Annotated in this window: 17 protein-coding genes and 1 other annotated feature; of the genes, 9 read left to right on the plus strand and 8 right to left on the minus strand. The window is 34.5% G+C overall.

Translation table 11 applies throughout. The annotated features are described in order from the left end of the window. Positions 1 to 186 precede the first annotated feature (186 nt). Positions 187 to 1,152, minus strand: a complete 966-nt coding sequence (uvsE, locus tag LD272_RS01425) for a UV DNA damage repair endonuclease UvsE (RefSeq protein ID WP_226034799.1) — start codon at positions 1,150 to 1,152, stop codon at positions 187 to 189. 356 nt (positions 1,153 to 1,508) lie between these two features. On the opposite strand from uvsE, the gene LD272_RS01430 reads away from it, so the two are divergent. The 8 genes from LD272_RS01430 (at position 1,509) to LD272_RS01465 (ending at position 7,201) form a co-directional block, all read left to right on the plus strand. Beyond that, the gene (locus tag LD272_RS01430) at positions 1,509 to 1,679 is read left to right on the plus strand and encodes a hypothetical protein (RefSeq protein WP_226034800.1); all 171 of its coding nucleotides are present in this window, start codon (positions 1,509 to 1,511) and stop codon (positions 1,677 to 1,679) included. Positions 1,680 to 1,771: 92 nt separating this feature from the next. Continuing rightward, a complete protein-coding gene (locus LD272_RS01435; protein ID WP_226034801.1) occupies positions 1,772 to 2,698 on the plus strand; it encodes a 3'-5' exonuclease in 927 nt (308 codons plus the stop codon). Positions 2,699 to 3,122: 424 nt separating this feature from the next. Beyond that, entirely contained in the window at positions 3,123 to 3,275 is a 153-nt protein-coding gene (locus LD272_RS01440) for a cytochrome c oxidase subunit 2A (RefSeq protein WP_226034802.1), read from the plus strand. Between the two features lie 13 nt (positions 3,276 to 3,288). Beyond that, a complete protein-coding gene (locus tag LD272_RS01445) occupies positions 3,289 to 3,753 on the plus strand; it encodes a cytochrome c oxidase subunit II (RefSeq protein WP_226034803.1) in 465 nt (154 codons plus the stop codon). A gap of 14 nt (positions 3,754 to 3,767) precedes the next feature. Next, positions 3,768 to 5,447 (plus strand): cbb3-type cytochrome c oxidase subunit I, encoded by a 1,680-nt coding sequence (locus LD272_RS01450; RefSeq protein WP_226034804.1) that lies wholly within the window; start codon positions 3,768 to 3,770, stop codon positions 5,445 to 5,447. A gap of 36 nt (positions 5,448 to 5,483) precedes the next feature. After that, a complete protein-coding gene (locus LD272_RS01455) occupies positions 5,484 to 6,119 on the plus strand; it encodes an SCO family protein (protein ID WP_226034805.1) in 636 nt (211 codons plus the stop codon). Positions 6,120 to 6,121: 2 nt separating this feature from the next. Then, positions 6,122 to 6,694: a hypothetical protein gene (locus LD272_RS01460; RefSeq protein WP_226034806.1), complete on the plus strand. Its 573-nt coding sequence runs from the start codon at positions 6,122 to 6,124 to the stop codon at positions 6,692 to 6,694. Positions 6,695 to 6,838: 144 nt separating this feature from the next. After that, positions 6,839 to 7,201, plus strand: a complete 363-nt coding sequence (locus LD272_RS01465) for a cupredoxin domain-containing protein (protein WP_226034807.1) — start codon at positions 6,839 to 6,841, stop codon at positions 7,199 to 7,201. A 64-nt stretch (positions 7,202 to 7,265) separates the two neighbouring features. Here the strand turns inward: LD272_RS01465 and ilvA are convergent, their stop codons facing one another. The 3 genes from ilvA to proB all read right to left on the minus strand — a co-directional run bounded on the left by ilvA (position 7,266) and on the right by proB (position 11,040). Continuing rightward, on the minus strand, positions 7,266 to 8,525 hold the full coding sequence (gene ilvA, locus LD272_RS01470; protein ID WP_226034808.1) for a threonine ammonia-lyase IlvA: 1,260 nt from the start codon (positions 8,523 to 8,525) through the stop codon (positions 7,266 to 7,268). Between the two features lie 283 nt (positions 8,526 to 8,808). Next, complete coding sequence (locus LD272_RS01475; RefSeq protein WP_226034809.1) at positions 8,809 to 9,732, minus strand: manganese-dependent inorganic pyrophosphatase; 924 nt, start codon at positions 9,730 to 9,732, stop codon at positions 8,809 to 8,811. A gap of 183 nt (positions 9,733 to 9,915) precedes the next feature. Continuing rightward, entirely contained in the window at positions 9,916 to 11,040 is a 1,125-nt protein-coding gene (gene proB / locus LD272_RS01480; RefSeq protein ID WP_226035010.1) for a glutamate 5-kinase, read from the minus strand. A gap of 66 nt (positions 11,041 to 11,106) precedes the next feature. Further along, positions 11,107 to 11,334: a binding site (T-box leader), on the minus strand. Between the two features lie 284 nt (positions 11,335 to 11,618). On the opposite strand from proB, the gene LD272_RS01485 reads away from it, so the two are divergent. Beyond that, a complete protein-coding gene (locus LD272_RS01485; protein ID WP_226034810.1) occupies positions 11,619 to 12,236 on the plus strand; it encodes a YitT family protein in 618 nt (205 codons plus the stop codon). Positions 12,237 to 12,270: 34 nt separating this feature from the next. Here the strand turns inward: LD272_RS01485 and LD272_RS01490 are convergent, their stop codons facing one another. The 4 genes from LD272_RS01490 to LD272_RS01505 all read right to left on the minus strand — a co-directional run bounded on the left by LD272_RS01490 (position 12,271) and on the right by LD272_RS01505 (position 16,071). Beyond that, entirely contained in the window at positions 12,271 to 12,555 is a 285-nt protein-coding gene (locus LD272_RS01490; RefSeq protein ID WP_226034811.1) for a hypothetical protein, read from the minus strand. Between the two features lie 15 nt (positions 12,556 to 12,570). Next, positions 12,571 to 13,830, minus strand: coding sequence for an MFS transporter (locus LD272_RS01495; protein WP_226034812.1), 1,260 nt, complete (start codon positions 13,828 to 13,830; stop codon positions 12,571 to 12,573). A 155-nt stretch (positions 13,831 to 13,985) separates the two neighbouring features. Then, positions 13,986 to 14,921 (minus strand): LLM class flavin-dependent oxidoreductase, encoded by a 936-nt coding sequence (locus LD272_RS01500; RefSeq protein ID WP_226034813.1) that lies wholly within the window; start codon positions 14,919 to 14,921, stop codon positions 13,986 to 13,988. 76 nt (positions 14,922 to 14,997) lie between these two features. After that, positions 14,998 to 16,071, minus strand: a complete 1,074-nt coding sequence (locus tag LD272_RS01505; RefSeq protein WP_226034814.1) for a branched-chain amino acid aminotransferase — start codon at positions 16,069 to 16,071, stop codon at positions 14,998 to 15,000. Positions 16,072 to 16,101 lie beyond the last annotated feature (30 nt).

Here is a 16,101-nt window from a genome sequence, read left to right on the forward strand (position 1 = left end):
TTATAATCTTCTAAGATTTTATTCATTCATGGTGGCTCTCATTTTGAAATCAGATAAACATCAGGCGATTTCGTAACCAAGTAAACCCCATATATACTCTTTATAATAACAACAACTAATCATACCTTCCAAACAATTTGATTCGAGAGTCAAAAACTTATTTATAAATAACTCACCTTTATATTCTTAGTTTAATTCAAACGTACTTTCGTTTATCCATTTTATCGATTTATCTTCCTTTAACTCTCTAACTAATTGAAATAGTGCATCATCTTTTTTCTTGGCTTCAATCATACAATCAACCGTGTCAACACTTCCTTTTACTTCATGGATAAATGAAAGAAACATTTTAGGATCAACATAATCAGCATGATGACGAAACTGCTTTTCACTTTTTGGACTTGATAAATGAATTTTCACAGGAAACTTAGAATCACTCCAAGTTTTAATAATCCGATCCCAGTAAATCGTCCAATCTAAATTATTGTTATTCGCTTGATGGTGATGAATATCAAATACATGAGGTACTGCTAGTTTTTCTGATAGGTATAGAACATCTTCAGTATTAAATGTTTTATCATCATTTTCTAGAATAATCATTTGTTGTAATCTTTGAGACATACGGCCCCAATTTTCAATAAAACGTTCTAAAGCATTTTCCTTATTTCCATAACTACCACCTGTGTGTAACACGCATCGGTGTCTAGGGTTCAATCCCATTGCATTTAATAAATCAAAATGATATTTCAAGTTCTTTACCGAACTTTTAACTACTTCTGATTTTGGTGAGTTTAGAACAACAAAATGATCAGGGTGAAAATCTATTCGCATGTCATTCCTAATTGCGTAATTTCCAAGTTCTTGCAACATTTCTTTTGTAGGATTTATAAAATCCCAGTCTTCTAAATCTTTATGTGTAGCAAGTGGAATTAGTCTTGAACTCAGTCTGAATAAAGATATTCCGAATGCTTTATTATGTTTTAGTAAACGAAGCGAATTTTCAATATTTGTATTCGCGATATTTTCCAACTTCCTAATAGCTGCTTCACGATCAGCATGTTGACTAAAGCTTGTATATGTCATAGTTTTAGAGGGTGAGCTGTTTTTCACATGTACACTCATTGCAACGTAGCCAAGACGATAAATTGTCATAATAAACATCTCCATTAAAAGGGTGTTTTTATTATGACCAAATAATGGAATAATATCTATTTTAAAAATTGATCAAACGTTTGTTTAACTTTTATTAGGATTAAATTACCCCTATAGATTGTCTAGATATCCTTATCAAACAAACCATTCTTCGTTACGTTCACTGGCTTTAAACCACCTGAATTTTTCAAGAAACTAACGGGAATGTTATCTGGTATCGTTGCTCCCTTTAACTATGATCTAAGTTGGCATGTTAATTCGACCACTTATAAGAAAATTCTGGTATGTGGTTGTCACTGTCTTTCCGGTTATTAATTATTACTATAATTTCTTTTACATATCTTGATGATTTAATGATGAATATTATTATACAGCCTGCAATGCCAACGTTTATGTTAGCTACTATTCTATTTTCTAGATATGCTAATGACGAAGAAAAAGCTGTTGTGACGACAATTTATTCTATTATTCTTTCTATCTCTTATCACAATTCCAATCGTTTCTATCCTTGCGACATGGCGGAATAAATTTAAATTAATGATGGTTATTGGAAACAATTACTCCTTCACAGTAGTTAATGTATCCTTTATAATAGCTTGTTAAGTAAGGAGGTGTTTATATGGCTGAAATGAAGTACTTTGTCTTTTTTGATTTTGAAATGCTCTGTTCTAATCGTGGTATGCCTTTTGAAGATATGGAAGCTATTCGACTTGGTGCTGTAAAGTTTGAAATTGAAACTGAAAATATCACTTATTTTGATCAATTCATCCGCCCTACTCAGTTAAAGCCACTTAGTGCGTTTTGTAAAAGATTAACTGGAATTGAAGATATAGACTTAATTGGAGCACGAAACTTCGAGGAAGTGTTTTTTGATTTTCTATCGTGGGTGGGAGGAGTCAAGCGATCACGTTTTTTTTCTTGGTCAAAAAGCGATTTAACACGGCTAAAGTTAGATGCAGACAAACATAATGTTTCTTCAACTACAATTAGTAAAATCGAAGAACGCTATGTTGATTTTCAAGCAATTTTATCTAAAAGGGTATCAAAAAGTAACCTTTCTGTAGAAAATGCTCTAGATTTATATGATCTAAGATTTATAGGTCAAAAACATAACCCTATGTTTGATGCTTATAATACGCTTCGAATCTATTTAAGTTTCTTAAATCAGCCACAAAAGTCTGATTTTATTATGCTTAATCAGTTCATATTTGGAGAAGTTACTGATAATAAATCAGAAATAAATATAAAGGTACGTGAATATCTAGATAAAGATATTGAATTGTTTCTTCGAGAATTAGATGACATATATAAAATCAGGCAAGCGCAAAAAATGATTAGAAAGACAAAACAGCTAGTTAACAAATATGATAACATTCTAGTAAATCGTTCCGGTTTATTTTCTTCCGAAATCATAGATAGGGTTAAACTTCTTAAAGATTTTTATGATGAGCTGTTATTAACCTATAAAGAACATTTTGACTGTTCATCAAAAACAATGATACTTGGTGATCAGATAGTAAAACCTATTAAACAGCTTGCCATTTGAAGTGAGGACAATCGTCTTCCTTCATACATAGTGATAACTCACCTTTTTCCTCCCTCTTTCTAAAATTCTCTCCTAATTTAAATCACCTCATATTCCCAACTGCTATATTATGAGACTTTTAAGACGGCATGAATGTAAATGAATTCATGACGTCTTTTATTATTTTTTATAAATAAAGTTGAAATTTCCCGACTTTTACGATTTTGTGACAGTAACTCGAAAACCTTTTTATCCACGTGTAAATGGTTATAACCTTCCTTTTTCCTCATAAGAACATGCAACAGTGATATAAGTCCTGAACTATAGTGACCTACCTCACTACTAAGCTTTCATATAATCGATAAACTTAACTTACATTCTTAGTGAAGTTGTGAAAAATCACATGAAACTAAGATAGGAGATTAACAAACGGGGGTGATTCCAGATGAAAACAACAGAAGCTATTAAGTCTGAAAAACAGTTGAATAATGATGATGAAAAATCACTAAGAGGTACACTGGTTTCCGTAGGTTTTGTTGCAGCAGTAATCGTAGTCATGTGGGTAGCAGTATTTTGGATCTACATGGAAAGAGTATAAAGGGGGTAAGGATATGCAACATCGGTTAGAGGAAATGTGGATGATAGTAAGTGTCGGTATTTTAGTTGTATTTATGATAATTATTGGTTATCAAACATTTGCAATGGGGATGGGACCGCCAAGTCACTCTGAAACCATTGATCCACAAAAAGTGGAAGAAACAGCTCCTTTTGATGAGCCTGGTGTTTTTGAAACAGGTGAAAATAAATATGAAGTAGTTATGATATTACAATCTTTTGGATTTACTCCAAGCAATATTGAAGTACCAGTAGGAGCGGAAGTTGAATTTGTAATGACTTCAAAAGATGTGACACATGGTTTCCAAGTCCCAGGTACAAACATCAATGCAATGGTTATGCCAGGACATATTCAAAAAATTTCACACACGTTTGATGAGCCTGGTAATTATTTAGTTATCTGTAATGAATATTGTGGTATCGGGCACCAAGCAATGAGTACTACAATTACTGTCAAGTAAAGGAGTGAAATATAATGGAACAATCATTAAAAGAAACAATTCGTCAAGATCCTAAGAAAATATTGGGTGTTAATCCACTAGATGCAAAAGTGTCACTGTCTTATCTGACTGTCGCATTCGTGTCATTATTAATCGGTGGGATACTAGGATTAGTACAAGGACTAGAACGTGCAGGACTTATTGATTTACCATCATGGTTAAATTATTACCAAGTGTTAACAGCACACGGACTTTTATTACTACTTGTATTTACTGCTACATTTTCAATCGGCTATCTATATGCCAATCTTTCCCATGCCTTAGGTGGACTACTTCCTAAAGTTCGTAAATTCGCATGGGTAGGCTTTGTCTTAATGATAATAGGTGTAGCAATGGCAGTTACCATGATTGTATTAAATGAAGCATCTGTCTTATATACGTTTTATCCACCACTTGCAGCACACCCAATCTTCTATATAGGATTAGTGTTTGTTGTACTAGGAATATGGGCTTGTTGTGCTGGTGTGTTTATAAATTATCGTCATTGGAGAAAAAATCATCCCGGTCAAGTAACACCGTTATTAGCATATTTCACAATGGCTGTATTTGTATTATGGTTTTTTGCAACTATAGGTGTGACTATTGAGGTTTTCACTCTAATTCCTTGGTCAATGGGTCTGGTAGAAACAACTAATGTTATGGTCGGTCGTACGTTGTTTTGGTGGTTCGGACACACATTAGTTAATATTTGGTACCTTGTAGCAATATCTGCATGGTACGTGTTTGTACCAAAAATTATTGGTGGTCGACACTTTAGTGATAAATTAATTCGACTTGTTGTTATATTAGTAGTTGTTTTAAACATTCCTGGTGGTTTTCACCATCAAATTATTGATCCAGCTATCTCGCAGTCGATTAAATTCTTACATGTATTCATGAGTCTATCAATAGCAGTACCTTCACTCATGACTGCATTCGCTATGTTTGCAGTATTTGAAAGAACAGGAAGAAAACTAGGTGGAAAAGGTCTACTCGGCTGGCTGAAAAAGTTGCCATGGGGAGATGTACGATTCCTAGCACCGATGATCGCTATGATTAGTTTCATTTTTGGTGGAGCTGGTGGGATTGTTAACACTAGTAATCAACTAAACCAAGTAATTCATAATACTATGTGGGTTGTTGGACATTTTCATATTACTGTTGGTGTTTCAGTAGTTCTAACATTCTTCGGCATTTGTTATTGGTTAATTCCATATTTAGCAAAACGTAAATTAACTCCAAAAATGAATAAATTAGGTATTATTCAGACAGTTATTTGGACTGTTGGTATGATAATCATGTCTGGGTCGATGCATATCGTTGGACTACTAGGTGACCCAAGACGTACTTCCGATACAACATATGGAGGTCATGAAGCGGCTGCAGGCTGGATACCATTTGAAATGTTATTTGCAGTTGGAGCAACACTCCTGTTAATTGGCGTTATTATTCAGGTTTACGCAGTATTTAACATGATGTTTTTCGCTCCAAAAGGTCTCACAGAATATCCAGTTGCTGAACCGGAAGATGACGCAACTCCAGCACCTATGTGGACGGAACGTTGGGGGCTTTGGATTGTACTGTTACTCGCAGTAGTTGCGATGGCGTATGTTGTACCAATCGTTGATATGATTTTAAATGCACCTCCTGGGTCACCACCAATCAGAACATGGTAAATTAGTCTTGGAAATTGCATTTAGGATGTGAAGATTATGATTAAAATCCAGCCCACCGTTGTAAGTATTATTCTTGTCATATCATTTGGAATAGTGTTATTCTTTCTAGGAACGGATGGATATCGGGCCTTTACTGCAGAAAGTGCTAGAACATATGAGCTAATTCAAAATAAGCCGAATTTTCCATCAGTAACTTTACAAGATAGTAGCAATAGAACGTATACGTTTGACGAATTTGCTGAAGGTAAATACGTATTTATTACATTTATGTACACAAATTGTGGCACTGTTTGTCCACAATTAGAGTTAAATATGGCTGAAGTCTATGATCTAATACCAAGCAAATATATAGGTGAAGATATTGTTTTTTTAAGTATTAGTTTTGATCCAACCCGTGATGATCCGGAAACATTGACAAAATATAGAAGTTACTTTGGAAGTGACGGTGAAACCTGGCGGATGGCTCGAATAAACGATCAAGCAGAACTTGATGCACTTTTAGAACGTCTGGGTGTCATTGTTATTCCTGACGGTTATGGTAATTTCCAACATAATACGGCCTTCTATCTGATTGGACAGCAAGGTCATTTAATTGAAATGATGGATTTTACTGAGATTGAAAAATCCTCAAATACTGTCTTATCCTATTTAGACAATAAGGTGGAGGAATAGTCATGAAACTAGCAAAATATGGATTAGTTTTGTATCTTTTTCTAGCTCTTCCTCCGGTTGCGAACTTATTAGAGTCAATTATGATTGTGCATATGCACATGCAGATGCCATTGTTGATTGCATCAGGATTTTTAATGGGGCGTTTCTTCCAATTGAAGTTCCCGAGATTTTTCGAAAAATGGAATAGCAACGGTGTTCCTGGGATAATTCTTTTCATTATAGTCTGGAGTTATTGGATGATTCCTAGAGCTATGGATGAAGCAATCACTATCCAGGCTGTCGAGATTTTCAAATTTATTAGTTTGCCTCTTTTGGCTGGGGTTCCTCTCCGTGATAGCTGGAAAAAACTCGCGTCTGTTGGAAAGGACATTACCTTTGTATATTTCATTTTAATGTTTCTTATAATGGGATGGATATACATTGGTTCAGAAAGTCAGGTATGTAACAACTATTTATTAGTGGAACAAAAAACAGTAGGCTTCGGATCTTTGGCTATTGCAGCTTGTATAATTATCTATTTGTTGCAATTAATTTTTATTGATCAATCAGAGTTTGATGAAGTTCAAAAAGATTAGTTAGGATAACTTACGAAAGTATCTATGTGTCAATTTTATGACAGTCGCACAAAGTGTGATTTATATCAAACCTAAAGGTTTAAAAAGTATGTATATTAATACTTGTAAGGAACATTAAATTAAAAACTCTAGGAGGAATTTACAATGAAAAAGGTTATAGTAACAGCATCGTTCACACTTTTGATTTTAGTTTTGGCAGCTTGTGGCGGCGATGATAATGCAAGTGAAGGTAACTCTGAAGGAAGCGGAACTGCAAGCACAGTCGATCTTGTAGCTACAAATTGGGAATTCGATCAAGACACATACACTGTACCTGCAGGTGACGTAACAATAAATCTTAAAAATGAAGAAGGACATCATGGTATAGAAGTAGAAGGTGCTGATGTTTCAATCGACGGTGAAGGTTCAGCTACTGCAAGTCTTGAGCCTGGTGAATACACTATTAAATGTACTATTCCATGTGGTGAAGGTCACGAATCCATGGAAGCGAAGTTAGTAGTTGAATAGAAAAAGATAACCAAAAAGGATCAGCGACTTGCTGATCCTTTTTTTAATATAATTATTACAATTGTTAAATTAAAAGATTAAATAAATTAGCATCTTTGTTTATTTCAATATACGAAAATCCTTTATTCTCCATACGATTTATGAGTTGATGGTAGTCATTTTTTTCTTGAAGCTCAATACCAACTAGTACAGGGCCTTTATCTCGATTATTCTTTTTTGTATATTCAAAGCGAGTAATATCATCTGTTTCACTTAGCACATCATCCATAAATTCTCTTAAAGCTCCTGCACGTTGAGGAAAATTAACAATAAAATAATGCTTGTAGCCCTCATAAATGAGTGAGCGCTCCTTAAAATCTTGCATTCGATCTATGTCATTATTTCCCCCACTAATGATACAAACAATATTTTTCCCCTTTATTTGATCTTTATAATAATCAAGGGCTGCTACAGGAAGAGCTCCTGCTGGTTCAGCGACGATTGCATTCTCATTATACAAGTCTAGAATTGTTGTACATACCTTCCCTTCTGGAACTACAACAATATCATCAATGACTTCTTTAGCAATTTCAAAAGTAAGGTTACCGACTTGCTTAACACTTGCACCATCAACAAATTTATCAATATAATCAAGTGTTACTACTTTATCTTGTTCTAATGATTTCTGCATTCCTGGTGCACCAGCTGGTTCAACACCAACAATTTTTGTATCCGGACTAATACTTTTAACATAAGAGCCAACTCCAGAAATTAGCCCTCCTCCCCCAATGCCCATGAAAACATGAGAAATAGGTTCTTCCATACTATCAATAATCTCGAGTCCGATTGTCCCTTGACCGTTTATTGTTCTGTAATCATCAAATGGATGAATAAAGGCCATGCTATTTGTATCGCAATACTCTTTAGCAGTATAAAAGGAATCATCAAATGTGTCCCCTGTTAAAACGATTTCTACAAAAGGCCCGCCAAAAAACTCCACTCTTGAAACTTTCTGGCGTGGTGTCGTACTAGGCATGAATATTCGCCCTTTAACTCCCAATGCTTTGCAGGAGTATGCGACGCCTTGAGCGTGGTTTCCGGCACTTGCACAGACTACACCATTAGCAAGTTCTTCTTTAGTTAAACTTTGCATGAAATTGTAAGCCCCTCTAATTTTAAACGACCTTACTACTTGTAAATCTTCTCGTTTTAAATAGACATTACAATCATAACGATCAGAAAGAATTGTGTCTTTTTGCAATGGTGTCTTTACAACAACGTCTTTTAAAACTTGATTAGCAATAATAATATCCTTAATTTGAATTGGATTTAATTTTGTACTCATAATTGTATCCTTCCCATGAAAATTGAAATAGTTAGACTAATGTTATCATACTCAGAATAATTATAAAACTAGTTATTTTCAAAAATTTTAGAAAAATTAGCCAATATCAGAAATGATATAGAAACCACACCGATACGGAATGGGATAAGGTTATTGAAGATTGCCATTTGATCAGTGCAAAATCACCTTTCCTCTTATGTTGAATTATACAATTAAGAAGACAACTGCCTATCTTAGGCAGTTGTCTTCTTAATATTTCTATACGTAATGTACTGGTTTTTTATTAAAATGCGTCCGTAAGATAAGGAACAATTTGTTTTTTTCGTGATACTACACCATTTAGTGTAGCAATGTTATTCTCTAATGTAACATTAAACGCCTTTTCAACAACCTTGCTACTTTTACCAAGTGCTAAGACATCAGAATCGTTTGTTAAGATGTTTGTAACAACAAAGACAAATAAATCTAATCTTTTTTCATCAATTACCTTATTAATAGCCACTTCAATTTCTTGTTGTTTTTCTAATACTTCTTTTGTATCGACTGTATTTATTTGAGCAACCTCTACTTTACTATCTTTCATAGAAAATTCTTTTGCATCTAATGAAATTAGTTCATATACGGTTTTATCACTTAGATCTGCTCCTGCTTTAAGCATATTTAAACCATAATCTTGAGTATCAACATCCGCTATTTCTGCTAGTTCGCGCGCTGCAGCAACATCTTCTTCTGTACAAGTTGGAGATTTAAACAATAGAGAATCAGAAATAATAGCGGATAACATTAATCCCGCTACCTCTTTTTTAATTGTTACATTATTTTCTTTATAAAGTTTGTTTAGTATGGTTGCGGTACAACCAACTGGTTCAGCACGATAATATAAGGGGTCACTTGTTTGAAAGTTTGCAATTCGGTGGTGATCAATTACTTCCATAATCTGAACCTGGTCAATATCGTCTACACTTTGTTGTTTTTCGTTATGATCAACCAAAATAACTTTATTCACTTCATTAGATACCGTTTCAACAAGTCTTGGTGCATCCATGTTAAAATGATCTAATACAAATTGAGTTTCGCCACTAATTGAGCCTAAACGTACTGCCTCAACATCAGCTCCTAGCTCTTTTTTTAGTTGAGCGTATGCTATTGCAGAACAAATTGTATCCGTATCTGGGTTTTTGTGTCCAAAGATTAAAGTTTTTTCCATTTTAATTCTCCTTACATATATTGATTTTAACAGCTAATTGTTTATGTATAAGCTAATAGTAACCCGGTTTCTATTCTACCATGTATGATTAAATAGAAGAAGTGCCAGCTAGTTATAACCTAAAATTTTGTGTTTGTTAGGTCGGTATCTTAAATTAGAATTTCAACCTTCAACATCAAATCACTATAAAATAACCTCCTTCAGTGATAAGACCAGTCGATCACGATGAACAGCTTCTGGCTTTGATTGATTTGTTTTATTCATCGCATCTTTACTTAACAGCCCTTTTATCTGTTGTAATTCAAGAGAGGTATAGTTAACCTGGCCTTTTGCAATTACTTCCCTATCTAAGTTAACTAGTTCGACTACATCTCCTACATTAAAATCTCCTAAAACAGACTTGATGCCTGCTGGCAATAAACTTTTACCTTCGAATACTATTGCATGTTCAGCTCCACTATCAACAATTAGTTGGCCACATACTGATGAATGAAAAGCAATCCATTGTTTTTGTTTGCGAAACTTATGTGTGAGTTTTCCACCAATATATGTACCATCACCATTCCCGTTCATAATTTCAATTAATTTATCATGATCAGTTCCAGACCCAACAAAAGTATTCACACCAAGAGATAACGCTGTTTTTGCAGCTAAAAGTTTTGATTTCATCCCACCGGTACCAACACCTGAAGTTGATTCTACATTCGCTTGTTGAATCAAGTCCTCTGTTATAACTTTTAAGTAATCATATTTATTTGCTAAAGGATTAACATGTGGGTTTTCGTCATAAAAACCATTAATGTCGGTTAAGATGATAAGGAAATCCGCACGGACTAATCCGCTCACTAAGGCAGATAACATATCATTATCACCAAATGTAAGTTCATCAATAGCAACTGAGTCGTTCTCATTAATGATAGGTAACACGGCCCTTTTTAATAGTTCTTTTAATGTTGAATAAGCATTGCTGTACTGCTGCTCATTTACAAAAACATCCCTTGTTAGCAGTAATTGAGCGGTGGCTATTTGATGTGTTTTAAATTCTTCTGTGTATGCTTGAACTAATAATCCCTGCCCCACTGCTGCTGCCGCTTGTTTACCGGCTAAGGTGACAGGTCTTGTTGGATAACCTAGATCACTAAATCCAGCTGCAACTGCTCCAGAAGATACCAAAATCACTTCATAATCTAGATTTCTCAACTTCGCAATTGATGCAGCATGCTCCATCACTTTTGTCTTACTCAGCTGACCATTACCATTTGTTAAAGAACTACTTCCAATTTTAACTACTACTCTTTTTTTAGCCAACACTATCACGTCCTTATTTACTAACATAATAAAAAAACTCTTTTTCCATCCTTCTACAGTTAATTGTAAAAGGACGGAAAAAGAGTTTATATTCCGCGGTACCACCTTAATTGACATAACTAAAAAACAGTAAATGTCCGCTCTATTCCCGTTAACGTGGGAAACGGTCGGTGTATTCTGCCGACAGCTCAAAGGATAGGTTCAATAGATAGATAAACGATGGAATTTTACAGCCGGTGAATTCCACTCTCTTCCGTATCTAGTCTATTTACTGGCCCTTATCAAAGCAAGTAGCTATATTAAAAATTATTATGCTTTAGTTGAGCGATAAAGTCAATGAAATACTAGAATTTTTCAATTATTATTTTAATAAGTCAATCTTATATTACTGATTCTTGCAATTCTCATCCGCATAAGGTAATTATGAAATTAATTCGAATGTTGTGAGAAAATGGTTAACATAACTTTAGTTTTATATAAATACAATGGAGTGAGGACAAGTTATACATTGGGTAAAGAGGAGAATCTGTCTATGCGACCTAACTTAATATCAACTAATTGCAACCTTTGGGTTTAACATGAGAAAGATACTTAGATCATATCTTATTATTACATGTGGTAGTTTTATTCAAGGAATGGCTATGGCTTTATTTCTTTTTCCACATGCTATTCCTTCTGGCGGTGCCGGTGGTATTGCAGTATTACTTAATTACTGGTTTAGTATTCCATTGAGCTTTGCCCTGTGGCTTGTAAATTTTTCATTATTAGTATTAGCAATTAAATGGTTAGGTAACGCGAGTACAATAGGAACAATGTTTACGATTACTATTACTTCAATCAGTTTACATGTTTTTAGTATGGATGTCTTTACTCACCGTGAAAATGTCTGGGTTGATTTAATTATCGGTTCCATTATATTAGGAACAGGAGTAGGAATATTACTAAGACAAAAGGTGTCTAATGGTGGAATGGGCGTAATCGCGCTTATTATTTCTAATTACCGGAGCATACCTCCTGGAAAGCCCCTTTTATTATTAAATGGGTTTATATTTTTACTTACTGCATCTATCATTGCATGGGAAATTGTTATTCAGGCACTCCTATCACAATGGATTTCAACAAGGATAGTCGATTTTGTTTATAACTTAAAACGGAATCTCTATACCGTTCCATCAATGATTTGGAGAAAGAAATAATTGTTGTTGTTAAAGTTGTCGTAGTGCTGAATGTTTATTGATTACTTTCTTGTTCGTCCAGTTCTACTTTTTTTCCACCTACAGACAAGTATGTATATACGTCCAGATCTGGCTTTAACTTAGTTAAGCCTTGTAGATAAGGATTTACAAGATCCTTAAAGTCTTGATATACACCCTCCTCTTCTAATTGACCATAAACATACATCTTTTTTTCCTCAATCAAAAAAGCCATATAACCTACTGCCTTATTTTTATCATCGACAATATTTAACACTTGTGCATCTTCTTTTAAGAATTCTGGAGAAAAATAAATTTGCAAAACAAGTCCTCCCTATTATTCAGTAGTTAGTTGTACCTTTTTAAATAACGATTCAGATGAACCATTAGAATCATCATTTGATTTATCTTTAACGTGAATCATGATTAAACATAAAAATGCAACAACTAGTGTCAAGCCTCCAGTAGATAGAAACATCCCAGTTTTTGACCACCCCATTAACCAGCCGTATATAGGAGGGCCTGCGGCTACTCCTAGGAATCGAACTGAACCATACAGTGATGTAACAAAACCTCTTCTCGACTTCCCGACAGAACCTGTTATTAAACTGTTTAAGCAAGGTAATACCAATCCTGTGCCTATGCTGCTAAAAACTAGAACAGCAAAAAAGGGTATTAAATTTTCAAAAAATACTAGGGTGCCAAATGAAGTTGTCATAAGTAATAATCCAATAATAATTAATGCTTTCATTACTTTTAAATTTTTCCCGATTTTACTTCCAGTTATAAATGATGTAATCATTAAGAATAAAAGTGGTATAGCTAATATAGCACCTTTTAATACACCATCAATATCATGTTCTTTTTCCAAGACATCTGATATATAAAATAGTATGCCAAAAAGAGTAAATAAACATGTTGCTCCAGCCAAATAGGCAGTAAACAACCATCTTCCCTCCTGTTTAAAAACAGAAAATAATCCTTTAATGTATTTACCTATTGGTGGAGGAGCTTTTTTCTTTTTCTTTTCTTTAATAAAAAAGATAGTTAATAATACCGACAATAAGCAAAACAATGGAAATCCCCAAAACGGCCCATACCAAACCACTAATGCTAAAAGAGATCCAACAATTGGAGATAAAACTTTTCCAAAACCATTTGAGGCTTCAAGTAATCCTAATACCTTACTTTGATCCCCGCCTTTAAACAAGTCACCTGTAAGAGCCATGGCTATCGGTGCAGTACCAGCTGCTCCAATACCTTGCAATGCTCTTCCAACCATTATCCATAAATAAGCACTACTAAACCAAGCAGATGCTACTCCAGCTAACAGACCTCCTAATCCGTAAATAATTAAGGCTGGAACAATAATGATTTTCCGTGTGAATCGGTCGGAAAAATAGCCGAATATCGGAATGAATATTGCTGCAGTAATAGAGAAAATGGTGATTGTTAAACTTACTTGAAATGAGCTAAGGTTCAGTTCTGACTCCATTTTAGGCAAAATAGGTATTAGCATTGAGTTTCCTAAAGTCATAATTAAAGGTATAGATCCTATTGCTAATATCACTAATCCTTCTTTTGGTTTCTTGGCCATGTATCCATCTCCACCTTAGCTGTATTCTTAATATAAGCAACACTTAAAAAATCATTCCTTAAATAGAATGGTTTTTTGTCAAAAAAAAATACACCGACGCACTTAATTTAAGAATTTGAAAAATAAAAAAGCTTTAAAATATGAAAGAGAGGCCTTTAAGTTAATACATGATTAGCTATTAATTCATACGATGTTAACCGTTCTTGATAATCATCGGTAATAGTTACAATCATAATTTCATCTGCTTGATAAATTTCTTTTATTTCTTTAAGTTGCTCTTTGACCGAATTAGGATTGCCCACAATTACCTTTTCATTCCTTCTTTCGACTAACTTTTTTTCATCAGAGTTTTGCTGAATAGTTGATTTTGTTTTCTCTCGTATTTTCATAGCTTTTTCATTAGTTTCAGCGCAAATAGCTGCAACCGTGACGATAGTGTAAGGTTCACTATCTCCGTTTCTTGATTTAAAGTTTTGCTGATAAGTCTGAACAATTTCTACACCGTCATTATCGCTCATAAAATACCCAAATGCATAGGCAGCCCCTGTTTCTGCCGCTAGTTTTGCACTTTTAATACTTGTCCCTAAAATCCATATGTCTGGCGGATATTCAGGTAATGGTGCAGCTATTGTACTTGAGTAAAAATGATTTTCAGGGAAATCATTGTTGATAAAATGTGTTAAATCGGAAATGGATTCTGGCATTTTTTTCACATTCTCAAGAAAGTTACCAGATAATGCTATCGAAGCTTCAGCAGATCCACCTGGCGCCCTCCCTATTCCAAGGTCGATTCGATTTGGAAATAAAGTTTGTAGCATATTATAGGTTTCTGCTACTCTGTAAGGCTTGTAATGAGGTAATAACACAGCACCACAGCCGATTTTAATTTTTTTTGTATTTGCACCTATATAACCTAACATAACCTCAGGTACAGAACTGGCTAAGGTAGAAGTGCCATGATGCTCTGCAATCCAGTACCGTGTATATCCTAATTGTTCTGCACTTTTGACAAGTTCAACAGAGGCAAGAAGAGCTTCCCTGGAAGTCTTTCCTGTTATTATAGGTGATTGGTCTAATATGCTAAGTTTCATTCCATTCGTCCTCTCATTTATTTAAATTAAAAGAAAGAGCATCCCTTTTAGAATGCCCTTCCATGACTCAAGTAATTTATTTTACTACGTCAATCCATCCGAATGAATCTTCGACTGTGCCATATTGAATACCTGTAAGTGTATCATACAGTCTTTTAGATACATTACCAGTTTTCCGGTCATTAATAATTAATTGCTCACCTTGCCAAGATAATTCACCTATTGGAGAGATGACAGCAGCAGTACCAGCACCAAAAGCTTCTTCTAATAGTCCGTTCTTGTATGCTTGATGCACTTCTTCCATTGATATTTTGCGTTCTGCAACAGGAATATCCCAATGATTTAAAAGTCTGATCACTGAGTTTCTTGTCACACCCTCTAAAATACTGCCATTCAAGGCTGGTGTTACGACTTCACCGTTTATCTTAAAAAATACATTCATACTACCTACTTCTTCGATGTACTTTTTATCTACACCATCCAACCATAAGACTTGGGCATATCCTTTATCAGCAACAAGTTCTTGTGCTTTTAAGCTAGATGCATAATTACCTGCTGTTTTAGCCTCACCTGTACCACCTTTTACCGTCCGGACGAAGTTATCTTCGACTGCAATTTTGACTGGGTTAATTCCTTCTTTATAGTAAGCACCAACAGGTGATAATATCACCAAAAATTGATAACTTTTAGATGGTGCTACTCCTAAATAAGCCTCGGTAGAAATAATAAAGGGTCGAATATAAAGGGATGTACCAGGTGCTGTTGGAATCCACTCTTTCTCGATACTTACTAGTTCATTAATCGCATTTAGAGCTAGATCCTCATCAATATGTGGAATACACATGCGTTCATTTGAACGATTTAGACGTTGCATATTTTTATCAGGTCTAAATAGACGTGCTTCTCCATCTTCTGTAACATATGCTTTTAGTCCCTCAAATACTGTTTGACCATAATGAAATACGATGCTTGCTGGATCTAAAGTAATCGATTGATATGGTACAATCCTTGAATCGTGCCATCCTTTGCCTTCTATGTAATCCATAATGAACATATGGTCTGTAAAAACCTTACCAAATTCTAGTTTCTCAGCAGCGGGCTTTTCTTTTTTATCTTTTGTTAGTGTTACATTGATTGTTTTATCTACCATTTCTTATGTCTCCTTGTCGAAAAATTATTT

This window comes from Aquibacillus saliphilus (assembly GCF_020404745.1).
Lineage (GTDB): Bacteria > Bacillota > Bacilli > Bacillales > Amphibacillaceae > Aquibacillus > Aquibacillus saliphilus.